The 13,390-nt window shown below is 65.8% G+C and carries 25 protein-coding genes; all 25 read right to left on the reverse strand.

What is annotated here, in order from left to right:
• Window positions 1–44 precede the first annotated feature (44 nt).
• Window positions 45–566, reverse strand: coding sequence for a 50S ribosomal protein L17 (gene rplQ, locus D1369_RS16065; RefSeq protein WP_007384084.1), 522 nt, complete (start codon window positions 564–566; stop codon window positions 45–47).
• 86 nt (window positions 567–652) lie between these two features.
• Complete coding sequence (locus D1369_RS16070; RefSeq protein WP_003966937.1) at window positions 653–1,675, reverse strand: DNA-directed RNA polymerase subunit alpha; 1,023 nt, start codon at window positions 1,673–1,675, stop codon at window positions 653–655.
• A gap of 159 nt (window positions 1,676–1,834) precedes the next feature.
• Complete coding sequence (rpsK, locus tag D1369_RS16075; protein WP_003956432.1) at window positions 1,835–2,239, reverse strand: 30S ribosomal protein S11; 405 nt, start codon at window positions 2,237–2,239, stop codon at window positions 1,835–1,837.
• A 70-nt stretch (window positions 2,240–2,309) separates the two neighbouring features.
• Window positions 2,310–2,690 (reverse strand): 30S ribosomal protein S13, encoded by a 381-nt coding sequence (gene rpsM / locus D1369_RS16080; protein WP_007384083.1) that lies wholly within the window; start codon window positions 2,688–2,690, stop codon window positions 2,310–2,312.
• A gap of 186 nt (window positions 2,691–2,876) precedes the next feature.
• The gene (rpmJ, locus tag D1369_RS16085; protein WP_003998809.1) at window positions 2,877–2,990 is read right to left on the reverse strand and encodes a 50S ribosomal protein L36; all 114 of its coding nucleotides are present in this window, start codon (window positions 2,988–2,990) and stop codon (window positions 2,877–2,879) included.
• 59 nt (window positions 2,991–3,049) lie between these two features.
• The gene (gene infA / locus D1369_RS16090) at window positions 3,050–3,271 is read right to left on the reverse strand and encodes a translation initiation factor IF-1 (protein ID WP_003948620.1); all 222 of its coding nucleotides are present in this window, start codon (window positions 3,269–3,271) and stop codon (window positions 3,050–3,052) included.
• A gap of 153 nt (window positions 3,272–3,424) precedes the next feature.
• Window positions 3,425–4,261, reverse strand: a complete 837-nt coding sequence (gene map / locus D1369_RS16095) for a type I methionyl aminopeptidase (protein ID WP_007384082.1) — start codon at window positions 4,259–4,261, stop codon at window positions 3,425–3,427.
• Between the two features lie 137 nt (window positions 4,262–4,398).
• The gene (locus tag D1369_RS16100) at window positions 4,399–5,061 is read right to left on the reverse strand and encodes an adenylate kinase (RefSeq protein ID WP_007384081.1); all 663 of its coding nucleotides are present in this window, start codon (window positions 5,059–5,061) and stop codon (window positions 4,399–4,401) included.
• On the reverse strand, window positions 5,061–6,374 hold the full coding sequence (gene secY / locus D1369_RS16105; RefSeq protein WP_007384080.1) for a preprotein translocase subunit SecY: 1,314 nt from the start codon (window positions 6,372–6,374) through the stop codon (window positions 5,061–5,063). The genes D1369_RS16100 and secY overlap by 1 nt, the downstream gene beginning before the upstream one ends.
• A 176-nt stretch (window positions 6,375–6,550) precedes the next feature.
• Entirely contained in the window at window positions 6,551–7,006 is a 456-nt protein-coding gene (gene rplO / locus D1369_RS16110) for a 50S ribosomal protein L15 (protein ID WP_007384079.1), read from the reverse strand.
• 2 nt (window positions 7,007–7,008) lie between these two features.
• Entirely contained in the window at window positions 7,009–7,191 is a 183-nt protein-coding gene (gene rpmD / locus D1369_RS16115; protein WP_005481207.1) for a 50S ribosomal protein L30, read from the reverse strand.
• Window positions 7,191–7,799, reverse strand: a complete 609-nt coding sequence (gene rpsE, locus D1369_RS16120; protein ID WP_007384078.1) for a 30S ribosomal protein S5 — start codon at window positions 7,797–7,799, stop codon at window positions 7,191–7,193. Before rpsE ends, rpmD begins: the two co-directional genes overlap by 1 nt.
• A gap of 39 nt (window positions 7,800–7,838) precedes the next feature.
• On the reverse strand, window positions 7,839–8,222 hold the full coding sequence (gene rplR, locus D1369_RS16125) for a 50S ribosomal protein L18 (protein WP_007384077.1): 384 nt from the start codon (window positions 8,220–8,222) through the stop codon (window positions 7,839–7,841).
• Window positions 8,223–8,225: 3 nt separating this feature from the next.
• The gene (gene rplF / locus D1369_RS16130; protein ID WP_007384076.1) at window positions 8,226–8,765 is read right to left on the reverse strand and encodes a 50S ribosomal protein L6; all 540 of its coding nucleotides are present in this window, start codon (window positions 8,763–8,765) and stop codon (window positions 8,226–8,228) included.
• Window positions 8,766–8,790: 25 nt separating this feature from the next.
• A complete protein-coding gene (rpsH, locus tag D1369_RS16135; RefSeq protein ID WP_007384075.1) occupies window positions 8,791–9,189 on the reverse strand; it encodes a 30S ribosomal protein S8 in 399 nt (132 codons plus the stop codon).
• 210 nt (window positions 9,190–9,399) lie between these two features.
• Window positions 9,400–9,585 (reverse strand): type Z 30S ribosomal protein S14, encoded by a 186-nt coding sequence (locus D1369_RS16145; protein WP_003948630.1) that lies wholly within the window; start codon window positions 9,583–9,585, stop codon window positions 9,400–9,402.
• A 5-nt stretch (window positions 9,586–9,590) separates the two neighbouring features.
• Window positions 9,591–10,148: a 50S ribosomal protein L5 gene (gene rplE / locus D1369_RS16150; protein WP_007384074.1), complete on the reverse strand. Its 558-nt coding sequence runs from the start codon at window positions 10,146–10,148 to the stop codon at window positions 9,591–9,593.
• Entirely contained in the window at window positions 10,148–10,471 is a 324-nt protein-coding gene (rplX, locus tag D1369_RS16155) for a 50S ribosomal protein L24 (protein WP_003992365.1), read from the reverse strand. The genes rplE and rplX overlap by 1 nt, the downstream gene beginning before the upstream one ends.
• A 2-nt stretch (window positions 10,472–10,473) precedes the next feature.
• Complete coding sequence (gene rplN / locus D1369_RS16160; RefSeq protein ID WP_003998823.1) at window positions 10,474–10,842, reverse strand: 50S ribosomal protein L14; 369 nt, start codon at window positions 10,840–10,842, stop codon at window positions 10,474–10,476.
• Window positions 10,843–10,944: 102 nt separating this feature from the next.
• Window positions 10,945–11,232, reverse strand: coding sequence for a 30S ribosomal protein S17 (gene rpsQ, locus D1369_RS16165; RefSeq protein ID WP_007384073.1), 288 nt, complete (start codon window positions 11,230–11,232; stop codon window positions 10,945–10,947).
• Entirely contained in the window at window positions 11,232–11,456 is a 225-nt protein-coding gene (rpmC, locus tag D1369_RS16170; protein WP_005481220.1) for a 50S ribosomal protein L29, read from the reverse strand. Before rpmC ends, rpsQ begins: the two co-directional genes overlap by 1 nt.
• On the reverse strand, window positions 11,456–11,875 hold the full coding sequence (rplP, locus tag D1369_RS16175) for a 50S ribosomal protein L16 (RefSeq protein ID WP_004927269.1): 420 nt from the start codon (window positions 11,873–11,875) through the stop codon (window positions 11,456–11,458). The genes rpmC and rplP overlap by 1 nt, the downstream gene beginning before the upstream one ends.
• Window positions 11,876–11,880: 5 nt before the next feature.
• Window positions 11,881–12,714 carry a 30S ribosomal protein S3 gene (rpsC, locus tag D1369_RS16180; protein WP_007384071.1) on the reverse strand — a complete coding sequence of 278 codons (834 nt, stop codon included), beginning with the start codon at window positions 12,712–12,714 and terminating at the stop codon, window positions 11,881–11,883.
• Complete coding sequence (gene rplV / locus D1369_RS16185) at window positions 12,714–13,061, reverse strand: 50S ribosomal protein L22 (RefSeq protein WP_006604878.1); 348 nt, start codon at window positions 13,059–13,061, stop codon at window positions 12,714–12,716. The genes rpsC and rplV overlap by 1 nt, the downstream gene beginning before the upstream one ends.
• A 44-nt stretch (window positions 13,062–13,105) precedes the next feature.
• Window positions 13,106–13,387 carry a 30S ribosomal protein S19 gene (gene rpsS / locus D1369_RS16190; RefSeq protein WP_007384069.1) on the reverse strand — a complete coding sequence of 94 codons (282 nt, stop codon included), beginning with the start codon at window positions 13,385–13,387 and terminating at the stop codon, window positions 13,106–13,108.
• Between the last annotated feature and the right edge of the window lie 3 nt (window positions 13,388–13,390).

Here is a 13,390-nt window from a genome sequence, read left to right on the forward strand (position 1 = left end):
CGGGCCCGCCCCGAGGGGGGCGGGCCCGTCACAACGCGAGAGCGTCAGGCGTCCTTGGACTCCTCGGCCGGAGCCTCGGTGGTGTCCTCGGCCTCGTCGGCCTTGGCCGTGTCGACCTTGGTCTCCTCGGCGGCCGGAGCAGCCTCGGCGTCCTTGGCGGCACGCTTGGTGGCGGCCTCGGCCTCACCCGTCGCCTGCTGCGCGACCGTCAGCGCCTCGACCAGCTCGATGACAGCCATGGGCGCGTTGTCGCCACGGCGGTTACCGATCTTGGTGATGCGGGTGTAGCCACCGGGACGGTTCTCGTAGCGCGGGCCGATCTCGGTGAAGAGCGTGTGCACGATGCTCTTGTCCGTGATCACCTGGAGCACCTGACGGCGGTTGTGAAGGTCGCCCTTCTTCGCCTTGGTGACCAGACGCTCGGCGTACGGACGCAGCTTGCGCGCCTTCGCCTCGGTGGTGGTGATACGGCCGTGCTCGAAGAGGCTCTTCGCAAGGTTCGCGAGGAGCAGCTTCTCGTGCGCGGCGCTGCCGCCCATACGGGCACCCTTGGTGGGCTTCGGCATTTTCTATCTCCTGTGTGTCTGCCCCGGCCGTATCAGGTACCGGGGTCAGGAACCCGATGAGCGGATGCTCACCGGCAAACGACCGATCAGTACTGCTCGGTCTCCACGAAACCCGCGTCCGCGTCGTCGTCGGCGCCGAAGGCGTCGGCAGCGGCCGTGGGGTCGAATCCGGGCGGGCTGTCCTTCAGGGCCAGGCCCATGCCGGCCAGCTTCGCCTTGACCTCGTCGATGGACTTCGCACCGAAGTTGCGGATGTCCAGGAGGTCGGCCTCGGAGCGCGCCACGAGCTCACCCACGGAGTGGATGCCCTCACGCTTGAGGCAGTTGTAGGAGCGGACCGTGAGCTCCAGCTCCTCGATCGGCAGCGCCAGGTCGGCGGCAAGAGCGGCGTCCGTGGGGGACGGGCCCATGTCGATGCCCTCGGCGTCGATGTTCAGCTCGCGGGCGAGACCGAACAGCTCGACCAGGGTCTTGCCGGCCGATGCCATCGCGTCTCGGGGACGCATGGCCTGCTTGGTCTCGACGTCGACGATCAGCTTGTCGAAGTCGGTGCGCTGCTCGACACGGGTCGCCTCGACCTTGTACGTGACCTTGAGCACCGGGCTGTAGATGGAGTCGACCGGGATACGGCCGATCTCCTGGCCCACCTGCTTGTTCTGCACGGCGGAGACGTAACCGCGGCCACGCTCGACCGTGAGCTCCATCTCCAGCTTGCCCTTGCCGTTGAGCGTGGCGAGGACGAGGTCGGGGTTGTGCACCTCGACACCGGCCGGGGGCGCGATGTCGGCGGCGGTGACCAGACCCGGGCCCTGCTTGCGCAGGTACATCACGACCGGCTCGTCGTGCTCCGAGGAGACGACCAGCTGCTTGATGTTGAGGATCAGGTCGGTGACGTCCTCCTTGACGCCCGGCACGGTGGTGAACTCGTGCAGGACGCCGTCGATGCGGATGCTGGTGACAGCGGCACCGGGAATCGACGACAGGAGGGTACGGCGCAGGGAGTTGCCGAGGGTGTAACCGAAGCCCGGCTCCAGCGGCTCGATCACGAACCGGGAGCGGAACTCGTCGACGACCTCTTCGGTCAGGGACGGACGCTGAGCGATCAGCATGTGTGGATCAGATCCTTCTTTCGTGGACGCCCGCTATTTGACGCCCGACGGACCCGCACCGGTGAAAGCGCGGGGTACTGCAAGGGTACGGGCGGCACCGCTCCGAAGAGCCGTACCGCCCGCAACCTCAAGACAACCAAGCCTCAGACGCGGCCTGCGTCAGACGCGGCGGCGCTTGGGCGGACGGCAGCCGTTGTGCGGGGTGGGGGTGACGTCCTGGATCGAGCCGACCTCGAGGCCGGTGGCCTGGAGGGAGCGGATCGCGGTCTCACGGCCGGAGCCGGGACCCTTGACGAACACGTCCACCTTGCGCATGCCGTGCTCCTGCGCGCGGCGGGCGGCCGACTCGGCGGCCATCTGCGCGGCGAAGGGGGTGGACTTGCGCGAGCCCTTGAAGCCGACGTGGCCGGCGGAGGCCCAGGAGATCACGTTGCCCGAGGGGTCCGTGATCGAGACGATCGTGTTGTTGAACGTGCTCTTGATGTGGGCGTGCCCGTGAGCGACGTTCTTCTTTTCCTTGCGGCGCACCTTCTTGGCAGCGCCCTGACGACCCTTGGGGGGCATCTACAAACTCCTACGGGGAGGTGGTCGGTCCTACAGCGAAGACCGCTGATGAAGCGTTGTCCGCTGAGGACTACTTCTTGCCCGGCTTCTTCTTGCCGGCGATGGCGCGACGCGGGCCCTTGCGGGTACGAGCGTTCGTGCTGGTGCGCTGACCACGGACGGGCAGTCCACGACGGTGACGCAGACCCTGGTAGCAGCCGATCTCGACCTTGCGGCGGATGTCGGCCTGGACCTCGCGACGGAGGTCACCCTCGGTCTTGAGGTTGTTGTCGACGTACTCACGAATCGCGACGAGCTCCTCCTCGGAGAGGTCGCGAACGCGGGTGTTCGGGTTGATGCCGGTCTCGGCCAGCGTCAGCTGCGAAAGGGTCCGGCCGATGCCGAACACATAGGTCAGGGCGACCTCCACGCGCTTGTCGCGCGGGATGTCAACACCGGAAACGCGTGCCATTCAATGGCTCCTGGTGATCTTCGGAGGTCTTCCACAGAACCGGTTCCCAGCCGCCGTACCAGGTACGAACTGGGTCCCCGGCCTCCGAACCGGGGGTGTCAGACGAAAGACGTCTGGGCTCTGCGTATGAACAAATTCAGCTTGCGTCGCGCGAATCCCTGCGAGAGCAGAGGGTTCGGTCCTGCGTCAGCCCTGGCGCTGCTTGTGGCGCGGGTTCTCGCAGATGACCATGACCCGACCGTGACGGCGGATCACCCTGCACTTGTCGCAGATCTTCTTGACGCTCGGCTTGACCTTCATGGGATTGAGGTTCTCCGGGTCAGTGCCACCACCCCGCCGCAGCGGGATGCGGGCAAGATCTACTTGTACCGGTAGACGATCCGGCCACGTGTCAGGTCGTACGGAGACAACTCCACCACGACCCGGTCGTCAGGGAGGATACGGATGTAGTGCATACGCATCTTTCCGCTGATGTGAGCCAGGACCTGGTGGCCGTTCTGGAGCTCGACCTTGAACATGGCGTTCGGAAGAGACTCGACGACAGTGCCCTCGATCTCGATGGCACCTTGCTTCTTGGCCACGCTTCGCCCTTCGAATCGACTACCTTGATCGACTCTCCTGCGTTTCCCCTAGGGGCGCATGCGGACATGCGGGTGCACGAGAGCCGACGAGTCAGTCTACGTCAGCGCTCACCGAAAGACGAATCGAGGAAGGATGCCCCGGAAGGTAGATCATTAAGCGAGCGGATCGGGCGCGGCGGTGATCCCGTGCTCCGCCAGCTTCGCCCTGCCGCCGTCGGGAGCCGTCAGAACCAGCGGTCCCTCGTCCGTCAGCGCCACCGAGTGCTCCCAGTGGGACGACCACGTACCGTCCGTCGTGATGACCGTCCAGTCGTCCGACAGGACCTCCGTCCTCGGTGTGCCCAGGGACACCATCGGCTCGATCGCCAGGCAGAACCCTGTGACCAGCTTCGGCCCCTTCCCCCGGCGCCGGTCGACGTAGTTCAGCAGGTGCGGGTCCATGTGCATCTCGGTGCCGATGCCGTGGCCGCCGTAGTCCTCGATGATCCCGTAGCGGCCGCCGCCCGGCTTCGGCTGGCGGCGGATGTACGTCTCGATGGCGCGGGAGACGTCGACGAGCCGGTTGCCCTGCTTCATCGCCGCGATGCCGGCCCACATGGACTCCTCGGTCACCCGCGAGAGCTCCAGCAGCTCCGGAGCGTGCCCCGAGCCCACGAAGGCCGTGTAGGCCGCGTCCCCGTGCCAGCCGTCGATGATCGCACCGCAGTCGATGGAGATGATGTCGCCGTCCTTGAGGACGACCTCGTCGGACGGGATGCCGTGGACGACGACCTCGTTCACGGAGGTGCAGATCGTCGCCGGGAAACCGCCGTACCCCAGGAAGTTCGGCTTGGCGTCGTGCTCCGCGAGGACCTTGCGCGCGACCTGGTCGAGATCCCTGGTCGTGGCCCCGGGCACCGCGGCCTCTCGGGTCGCCGCGTGGATGGCGGCGACGACCAGCCCCGCCTCGCGCATCTTGGCGATCTGCTCGGGGGTCTTGATCTGCACCATGCGGCGGAAGCCTTTCTGAAACCGAGGAAATCTTGAGGGACGGGTGCCGTCAACGATACGTGCACCCACACAGCAGCCGCGGCCCCCTCGGAAGGGAACCGCGGCTGTCGTACGCGGAAGACCGCTGCGGAAGACCGCTACGCGGCGTCGCCCTCGTGCTGGAGCGCCTCCATGGCACGGCCGGTCACGTCCTCCACCTTGCCGAGCGCCGAGATCGTGACCACCAGGCCCTGGGCCTTGTAGTAGTCGATGATCGGCTCGGTCTGGGTGTGGTAGACCTCCAGGCGCTTGCGGACCGTCTCCTCGGAGTCGTCGTCGCGCTGGTACAGCTCGCCGCCGCAGACGTCACAGACGCCGTCCTGCTTCGGCGCCTTGTACGACACGTGGAAGACGTGCGCCGAGTCGTTGCGGCAGATGCGGCGGCCGGCGATGCGCTTGACGACCTCCTCCTCGGGTACTTCGAGGTCCAGCACCGCGTCCAGCTTCATGCCCTCGTGCTGCAGCATCTCGTCGAGCGACTCGGCCTGCGAGACGTTCCGCGGGAAGCCGTCGAGCAGGAAGCCGTTCTCGGCGTCCGGCTGCTCCATGCGGTCCTTGGCCATGCCGATGGTGACCTCGTCCGGAACCAGGTTGCCCGCGTCCATGTAGGACTTCGCGAGTTTGCCGAGGTCCGTCTGCCGGCTGATGTTGGCGCGGAACAGGTCGCCCGTGGAGATGTGCGGGATCGACAGGTTCGAGGCGAGGAACGCGGCCTGCGTTCCCTTACCGGCGCCCGGCGGCCCGACGAGGACGATACGCATCAGCGGAGGAACCCTTCGTAATTGCGCTGCTGGAGCTGGCTCTCGATCTGCTTCACCGTCTCGAGACCCACACCCACGATGATGAGGATGCTTGTCCCGCCGAAGGGGAAGTTCTGGCTTGCCCCGAAGCCGACCAACGCCATCGTTGGCACAAGAGCGATCAGACCCAAGTACAGCGAACCCGGCCAGGTGATCCGGTTGAGTACGTAGGAGAGGTACTCAGCGGTCGGTCGGCCAGCCCGGATGCCCGGGATGAAGCCACCATACTTCTTCATGTTGTCGGCGACTTCCTCGGGGTTGAAGGAGATCGCCACGTAGAAGAACGCGAAGAAAACGATGAGCAAGAAGTACAGACTGATGTAGATCGGGTGGTCGCCCTTGGTGAGGTTGGCCTCGATCCAGGTCTTCCAACTCGATGTGCCACTCGAGAACTGCGCGACCAGCGCCGGGATGTAGAGCAGCGACGACGCGAAGATGACCGGAATCACACCGGCCTGGTTGACCTTCAGCGGGATGTACGTCGACGTACCGCCGTAGGAACGACGGCCGATCATCCGCTTCGCGTACTGCACCGGGATACGGCGCTGGGCCTGCTCGACGAAGACCACCAGACCGACCATGACCAGGCCGACCGCGATGACGGTGCCGAACTCGATCCAGCCGTCGGCCAGGGTGCCCTGCTTCTTGATGGCCCACAGGGCGGACGGGAAGGTGGCGGCGATCGAGATGAACATCAGGATCGACATGCCGTTGCCGATGCCGCGGTCGGTGATGAGCTCACCGAGCCACATGACGACGGCCGTACCGGCGGTCATCGTGATGACCATGACGATCGTGGTGAAGATCGCGCGGTCCGGGACGATGCTCGACGCGACCGTGCAGCCCGAGAAGAGGGCGCCGCTGCGGGCGGTGGCCACCAGGCCCGTGCCCTGCAGGATGGCGAGCGCCACCGTGAGGTAACGGGTGTACTGCGTGATCTTCGCCGTGCCGGCCTGGCCCTCCTTCTTGAGGGCTTCCAGGCGCGGGATGACCACGGTGAGCAGTTGCAGAATGATGCTCGCCGTGATGTACGGCATGATGCCGAGCGCGAAGATGGTGATCTGCAGCAGCGCGCCACCGCTGAACATGTTGACCAGACCGAAGAGTCCCTGGTTGCCGGACGCCTGGTCCACACACTCCTGGACGGACTTGTAGTTGACGCCAGGGATCGGGACGTGGGTACCCACGCGGTACACCACGATGATGGCGAGCGTGAAGAGCAGCTTCTTGCGCAGGTCGGGCGTCCTGAACGCCCGGGCGAACGCGGTGAGCACGGTGCCTCCTGCGACCCCCGCGCTACTGCGTCAAGGGTGACGGTCTTGAGGTTCGACGAATATGTGGGAAAGCAGTGCAGGCCACCTTACCCGGGCCGCCGCCTGCCGTGGAACGACCAACCGGGGATACCTCGTTGTGAGGTATCCCCGGTGGGTACTGCTTCAGGTCATCGCGCTCAGACGAGCTCGGTGACCGTGCCGCCGGCGGCGGTGATCTTCTCCTTGGCGGAGCCGGAGACGGCGTCGACCGTCACCTGCAGCGCCACGGAGATCTCGCCCTGGCCGAGGACCTTGACGAGGCTGTTCTTGCGAACGGCACCCTTGGCCACGAGGTCCTCGACGGTGACCTCGCCACCCTCGGGGTACAGCGCGCCCAGCTTGTCGAGGTTCACGACCTGGAACTCGGTCTTGAACGGGTTCTTGAAGCCCTTCAGCTTCGGAAGACGCATGTGGAGGGGCATCTGGCCACCCTCGAAGCGCTCCGGAACCTGGTAACGGGCCTTCGTACCCTTGGTACCACGACCGGCCGTCTTACCCTTCGACGCCTCACCACGACCCACACGGGTCTTGGCGGTCTTGGCGCCCGGGGCGGGACGGAGGTTGTGGATCTTGAGCGGGTTGTTCTCCGCCATGATCAGTCGACCTCCTCGACCGTCACGAGGTGGCGGACGGTGTGCACCATGCCGCGGAACTCGGGACGATCCTCCTTGACGACCTGCGTGTTGATGCCCTTGAGACCAAGGGAACGCAGGGTGTCACGGTGGTTCTGCTTGCTGCCGATGTACGACTTCGTCTGCGTGATCTTGAGCTGAGCCATTACGCAGCACCAGCCCCGGCACGCGCACGCAGCAGAGCCGCGGGAGCGACGTCCTCGAGGGGCAGACCACGGCGAGCCGCGATCTCCTCGGGACGCTGCAGGCCCTTCAGGGCCGCCACGGTCGCGTGCACGATGTTGATCGCGTTCGACGAGCCGAGCGACTTCGACAGGATGTCGTGAACGCCGGCGCACTCGAGCACGGCACGCACCGGGCCACCGGCGATAACGCCGGTACCGGGGGACGCCGGCTTGAGCAGGACGACGCCCGCCGCCTTCTCACCCGTGATCGGGTGCGGGATGGTGCCCTGGATACGGGGGACCTTGAAGAAGTGCTTCTTGGCCTCCTCAACACCCTTGGCGATGGCGGCCGGCACCTCCTTGGCCTTGCCGTAACCGACACCCACGGTGCCGTCACCGTCGCCCACTACGACGAGCGCAGTGAAGCTGAAGCGACGACCACCCTTCACAACCTTGGCGACGCGGTTGATCGCGACAACGCGCTCAACGTACGCGGTCTTCTCGGCGGCAGCAGCGCCGCCGTCACGGCCCTTCCGGTCCCGCCGCTCGCCGCCACCGGCACCGCCACCGCGGCGCTGGGGTCCAGCCATTGGAATTACCTCTCTCTTTTTCCGCTAGCTACGAACGGCTCAGAACTTCAAGCCGGCTTCGCGGGCGGCGTCCGCCAGGGCAGCGATGCGCCCGGCGTACTGGTTGCCACCACGGTCGAATACGACAGCCTCGACACCGGCGGCCTTGGCGCGCTCGGCGACCAGGGCGCCGACCTGCTTGGCCTGCGCGGACTTGTCGCCCTCGCCACCGCGGACCGTGGTGTCCAGGGTGGACGCCGACGCCAGGGTGTGACCCTTGATGTCGTCGATCACCTGGGCCACGATGTGGCGGTTGGAGCGGGTAACGACCAGACGGGGACGCTCCGCCGTACCGGAGATGTTCTTCCGGATCCGGATGTGACGGCGCTTGATCGCGGCGCGCTTGTAGGCGTCGCCCTTCAGGATCTTCTGTCCGTATGCCATGGCTTACTTACCCGCCTTTCCGACCTTGCGGCGGATGACTTCGCCCTCGTACTTGACACCCTTGGCCTTGTACGGGTCGGGCTTGCGCAGCTTGCGGATGTTGGCCGCAACCTCGCCGACCTTCTGCTTGTCGATGCCCTCGACCGAGAACCGGGTGGGGGCCTCCACCTTGAAGGTGATGCCCTCGGGGGCCTCGACGGTGATCGGGTGGCTGTAGCCGAGAGCGAACTCGAGGTTCGAACCCTTGGCCTGCACGCGGTAACCGACACCGCTGATCTCGAGCTTCTTCACGTAACCCTGGGTCACGCCGGTGATCATGTTCGCCACCAGCGTGCGGGACAGGCCGTGCAGGGCCTTGTTCTGACGCTCGTCGTTGGGGCGGGTGACGTTGAGAACGCCGTCCTCACCCTTGGCGATGTCGATCGGCGCAGCGACGGTGTGCGAGAGGGTGCCCTTGGGGCCCTTCACCGACACCGTGCGGCCGTCGATGGTGACGTCCACGCCGGCGGGAACCGTGATGGGGAGCTTGCCAATACGCGACATAGCTGTTTCCTCCGATTCCTTTCCGCTACCAGACGTAGGCGAGGACTTCTCCGCCTACGCCCTTCTTGCCGGCCTGCTTGTCGGTGAGGAGACCGTGCGACGTGGAGATGATCGCCACGCCCAGGCCGCCGAGCACCTTCGGCAGGTTGGTGGACTTCGCGTAAACCCGGAGACCGGGCTTGGAGATCCGCTTGATGCCCGCAATGGAGCGCTCACGGTTCGGGCCGAACTTCAGCTCGAGAACGAGGTTCTTGCCGACCTCGGCGTCCTCGACCTTCCAGCCCGTGATGAAGCCCTCCTGCTGGAGGATCTCCGCGATGTGAGACTTGATCTTGGACGCCGGCATCGTCACGGAGTCGTGGTACGCCGAGTTCGCGTTCCGCAGACGCGTAAGCATGTCTGCGATCGGATCAGTCATGGTCATGAATTGGCCTTCGGCCTCTCTCGCCGGGGTTTCCAGGTGCCCATCCCTCTCCTCGATCCGAGACGAGGCGGGTGCGGTGCGGTGGACCTACGGCGTAGTAAGTCGTATGGGCGTCCAGGCGCCCAACCCTCCTAGCCTAAGCCATGGAGGGGTGGGCACCTGACCGAGCCCTTTACTTACCGAGAGCTTCGGAATCCCTGAAAAGCGGGATTACCAGGAGCTCTTGGTCACGCCCGGCAGCTCGCCACGGTGAGCCATCTCACGAAGGCACACGCGGCACAGGCCGAACTTGCGGTACACGGAGTGCGGACGGCCGCAGCGCTGGCAGCGCGTGTAGCCGCGTACACCGAACTTGGGCTTGCGAGCAGCCTTGGCAATCAGAGCCTTCTTCGCCATCTCGCTCACGCCTCCTTGAAGGGGAAGCCGAGGTGACGAAGGAGCGCGCGGCCCTCAGCGTCGTTGGTCGCCGTGGTCACCACGGTGATGTCCATGCCCCGGGTACGGTCGATCTTGTCCTGGTCGATCTCGTGGAACATGACCTGCTCGGTGAGACCGAAGGTGTAGTTGCCACGGCCGTCGAACTGCTTGGGGGACAGACCACGGAAGTCGCGGATGCGCGGCAGCGCGAGCGACAGGGTGCGGTCCAGGAACTCCCACATGCGGTCGCCACGAAGCGTGACGTGGGCACCGATCGGCTGGCCCTCACGCAGCTTGAACTGCGCGATGGACTTACGGGCCTTGGTGACGGCCGGCTTCTGACCGGTGATCGTGGTGAGGTCGCGAATCGCGCCGTCGATCAGCTTGGAGTCGCGGGCGGCGTCGCCCACACCCATGTTGACCACGATCTTGACGAGACCGGGGATCTGCATGACGTTCTCGTACTTGAACTCGTCACGCAGCTTGCCCGCGATCTCCTCGCGGTACTTCGTCTTGAGACGCGGAGTCGTGGTGGTAGCCATCAGATGTCCTCACCCGTCCGCTTGGCAACGCGGATCTTGTTGCCCTCGTCGTCGAAGCGGTAACCGACACGCGTGACGACCTTGTTGCCGTCCTTCTCAACGACCAGCTGGACGTTGGAGACGTGGATCGGCGCCTCGGTCGTGACGATGCCACCGGCCTGCGAACCGCGAGCGGTCGGGCCGGCCTTGGTGTGCTTCTTGACCCGGTTGACACCCTCGACCAGGACACGGTCCTCGCGGGGGAAGGCCGCGATGACCTTGCCCTGCTTGCCCTTGTCCTTACCGGTGATGACCTGGACCAGGTCGCCCTTCTTGATCTTCATGCTTACAGCACCTCCGGCGCGAGCGAGATGATCTTCATGAACTTCTTCTCGCGCAGCTCACGGCCGACAGGGCCGAAGATACGGGTGCCGCGAGGGTCGCCGTCGTTCTTCAGAATGACGGCGGCGTTCTCGTCGAAGCGGATGTACGAGCCGTCCGGACGGCGGCGCTCCTTCACGGTGCGAACGATGACCGCCTTGACGACGTCACCCTTCTTCACGTTGCCACCGGGGATCGCGTCCTTGACGGTGGCGACGATGACGTCACCGATGCCCGCGTAGCGGCGACCGGAGCCACCGAGCACACGGATGCAAAGGATCTCCTTCGCACCAGTGTTGTCGGCGACACGCAGTCGCGACTCCTGCTGGATCACGTCTATCTCCTGTTTGTCTGCCGGTTCCCGGGGCGGGCGTGCGCATGGCACACCCGCCCCGAGCCTGGCGGAACTGACCTGCGGGATTGGCCCCGCAGGAAATTACTTGGCCTTCTCGAGGATCTCGACGACGCGCCAGCGCTTGGTCGCCGACAGCGGGCGGGTCTCCGCGAGGAGGACCCGGTCGCCGACGCCGGCAGCGTTCTGCTCGTCGTGCGCCTTGAGCTTGTTGGTACGGCGGATGACCTTGCCGTACAGCGCGTGCTTGACGCGGTCCTCGACGGCGACGACGACGGTCTTGTCCATCTTGTCGCTGACGACGAGACCCTCACGGGTCTTGCGGAAGCCGCGGGCCTCTGCAGTCTGCTCAGTCACGTTGCTCTCACTCATCAGGCGCTCTCCACCGTCTCGATGCCCAGCTCGCGCTCACGCATCAGGGTGTAGATCCGCGCGATGTCCTTACGGACGGCCTTGAGCCGACCGTGGTTCTCGAGCTGACCCGTCGCCGCCTGGAAGCGGAGGTTGAACAGCTCTTCCTTGGCTTCGCGGAGCTTGTTCAGCAGCTCCTCGTCACCCAGTTCGCGCAGCTCGGACGCCTTGGTACCGGCCGACATCACGCTTCACCTGCCTCGCGCTTGACGATCCGGCACTTCATCGGCAGCTTGTGAGCGGCGCGAGTCAGGGCCTCACGGGCGATCTTCTCGTTGGGGTAGGACAGCTCGAACATGACCCGGCCCGGGTGCACGTTCGCGATCCACCACTCGGGAGAACCCTTACCGGAACCCATGCGGGTCTCGGCAGGCTTCTTCGTGAGCGGGCGGTCCGGGTAGATGTTGATCCAGACCTTGCCGCCACGCTTGATGTGGCGGGTCATCGCGATACGGGCCGCCTCGATCTGGCGGTTGGTCACGTACGCCGGCGTGAGGGCCTGAATGCCGTACTCGCCGAACGCGACCGTCGTACCGCCCTTGGCCTGACCACGGCGCTTCGGGTGGTGCTGCTTGCGGTGCTTGACCCTACGGGGGATCAGCATGTCGGTCAGGCCTCCGTTCCGGTGCTCTCAGCCGGAGCGGCGGCAGCGGGAGCCTCGGCCTTGGGGGCCTCGGCGCCGGCAGCCTGCTGCGGCTTACGACCGCGCCGCTCGCCGCCGCCACGGCCACCACGGGCCGGGCGGTCGGCGCCGCCGCCACCGCGAGCCGGGCGGTTGCCCGCACGGGCGGCAGCGTTCTCAGCGCGGACCTCGGCGATGTTCTTGACATCGCCCTTGTAGATCCAGACCTTCACACCGATGCGGCCGAAGGTCGTCTTGGCCTCGAAGAAGCCGTAGTCCACGTTCGCGCGGAGCGTGTGCAGGGGCACGCGGCCCTCGCGGTAGAACTCCGAGCGGGACATCTCGGCGCCGCCGAGGCGGCCACCGCACTGGATCTTGATGCCCTTGGCGCCGGCCTTCATCGCCGACTGCATGCTCTTACGCATGGCACGGCGGAAGGAGACGCGGGAGGAGAGCTGCTCGGCGACGGCCTGGGCAACCAGCTGAGCGTCGGTCTCGGGGTTCTTGACCTCGAGGATGTTCAGCTGGACCTGCTTGCCCGTGAGCTTCTCGAGGTCACCGCGGATGCGGTCGGCCTCGGCGCCACGGCGGCCGATGACGATGCCCGGACGAGCGGTGTGGATGTCCACACGCACACGGTCACGGGTGCGCTCGATCTCCACCTTCGAGATGCCGGCGCGCTCCATGCCGGACGTCATCATCCGACGGATGGCGACGTCTTCCTTGACGTAGTCCTTGTACAGCTTGTCGGCGTACCACCGGGACTTGAAGTCCGTGGTGACACCGAGCCGGAACCCATGCGGGTTAACCTTCTGGCCCATTACCGGGTTCCTTCCTTGCTGCTGACGACCACGGTGATGTGGCTGGTCCGCTTGCGGATCCGGTAGGCACGGCCCTGGGCGCGCGGCCGGAACCGCTTCAGGGTCGGGCCCTCGTCGACGTACGCCTCGGAGATGACGAGGCTGCCGGCGTCGGTGTGGTCGTAGTTGTGCGCGGCGTTGGCGATGGCGCTGTCGAGCACCTTGCCGACGGGCACTGAGGCTGCCTGCGGAGCGAATCGCAGAACAGCCTGAGCCTCCGTGGCGTCCATGCCACGGATAAGGTCCACCACGCGGCGGGCCTTCATGGGCGTAACGCGGATGTACCGCGCCTGGGCCCTGGCTTCCATGGTTGTCCCTCTCAGTTACTTACGTGTCTGAATGCGATCCGCGTTTAGCGGCGCTTCGACTTCCGGTCGTCCTTGACGTGACCCCGGAAGGTGCGCGTCGGCGAGAACTCGCCGAGCTTGTGGCCGACCATCGACTCGGTGACGAACACCGGGATGTGGGTCTTGCCGTTGTGCACCGCGATCGTGTGGCCGAGCATGGCCGGGACGATCATCGAGCGACGGGACCAGGTCTTGATGACGTTCTTGGAACCGGCTTCGTTCTGGGCGTCCACCTTCTTGATCAGGTGGTCGTCGACGAAGGGCCCCTTCTTGAGACTCCGCGGCATCTA

Origin of the sequence: Streptomyces sp. CC0208 (assembly GCF_003443735.1) — a bacterium.
Taxonomy (GTDB): domain Bacteria; phylum Actinomycetota; class Actinomycetes; order Streptomycetales; family Streptomycetaceae; genus Streptomyces; species Streptomyces sviceus.

Bases quoted from the DNA above. Each gene is read 5' to 3' on its own strand.
- rpmC (WP_005481220.1), bottom strand. From the start codon at position 11,456: ATGTCGGCCGGTACCAAGGCGTCCGAGCTGCGCGAACTGGGTGACGAG.
- rpsS (WP_007384069.1), bottom strand. From the start codon at position 13,387: ATGCCGCGGAGTCTCAAGAAGGGGCCCTTCGTCGACGACCACCTGATC.
- rplE (WP_007384074.1), bottom strand. From the start codon at position 10,148: ATGGCTACCACCACGACTCCGCGTCTCAAGACGAAGTACCGCGAGGAG.
- rplF (WP_007384076.1), bottom strand. From the start codon at position 8,765: ATGTCGCGTATTGGCAAGCTCCCCATCACGGTTCCCGCCGGCGTGGAC.
- rpsM (WP_007384083.1), bottom strand. From the start codon at position 2,690: ATGGCACGCGTTTCCGGTGTTGACATCCCGCGCGACAAGCGCGTGGAG.
- D1369_RS16100 (WP_007384081.1), bottom strand. From the start codon at position 5,061: ATGCGTATCGTCCTCGTCGGGCCGCCGGGCGCCGGTAAGGGAACGCAG.
- rpsC (WP_007384071.1), bottom strand. From the start codon at position 12,714: ATGGGCCAGAAGGTTAACCCGCATGGGTTCCGGCTCGGTGTCACCACG.
- rplP (WP_004927269.1), bottom strand. From the start codon at position 11,875: ATGCTGATCCCCCGTAGGGTCAAGCACCGCAAGCAGCACCACCCGAAG.
- rplR (WP_007384077.1), bottom strand. From the start codon at position 8,222: ATGGCATACGGACAGAAGATCCTGAAGGGCGACGCCTACAAGCGCGCC.
- map (WP_007384082.1), bottom strand. From the start codon at position 4,261: ATGGTGCAGATCAAGACCCCCGAGCAGATCGCCAAGATGCGCGAGGCG.
- rpmJ (WP_003998809.1), bottom strand. From the start codon at position 2,990: ATGAAGGTCAAGCCGAGCGTCAAGAAGATCTGCGACAAGTGCAGGGTG.
- rpsQ (WP_007384073.1), bottom strand. From the start codon at position 11,232: ATGAGTGAGAGCAACGTGACTGAGCAGACTGCAGAGGCCCGCGGCTTC.
- rpsE (WP_007384078.1), bottom strand. From the start codon at position 7,799: ATGGCTGGACCCCAGCGCCGCGGTGGCGGTGCCGGTGGCGGCGAGCGG.
- rplV (WP_006604878.1), bottom strand. From the start codon at position 13,061: ATGGAAGCCAGGGCCCAGGCGCGGTACATCCGCGTTACGCCCATGAAG.
- rplQ (WP_007384084.1), bottom strand. From the start codon at position 566: ATGCCGAAGCCCACCAAGGGTGCCCGTATGGGCGGCAGCGCCGCGCAC.
- D1369_RS16145 (WP_003948630.1), bottom strand. From the start codon at position 9,585: ATGGCGAAGAAGGCTCTGATTGCCAAGGCTGCTCGCAAGCCCAAGTTC.
- rpmD (WP_005481207.1), bottom strand. From the start codon at position 7,191: ATGGCTCAGCTCAAGATCACGCAGACGAAGTCGTACATCGGCAGCAAG.
- D1369_RS16070 (WP_003966937.1), bottom strand. From the start codon at position 1,675: ATGCTGATCGCTCAGCGTCCGTCCCTGACCGAAGAGGTCGTCGACGAG.
- rpsH (WP_007384075.1), bottom strand. From the start codon at position 9,189: ATGACCATGACTGATCCGATCGCAGACATGCTTACGCGTCTGCGGAAC.
- rplX (WP_003992365.1), bottom strand. From the start codon at position 10,471: ATGAAGATCAAGAAGGGCGACCTGGTCCAGGTCATCACCGGTAAGGAC.
- rplO (WP_007384079.1), bottom strand. From the start codon at position 7,006: ATGGCGGAGAACAACCCGCTCAAGATCCACAACCTCCGTCCCGCCCCG.
- rpsK (WP_003956432.1), bottom strand. From the start codon at position 2,239: ATGCCCCCCAAGGGTCGTCAGGGCGCTGCCAAGAAGGTGCGCCGCAAG.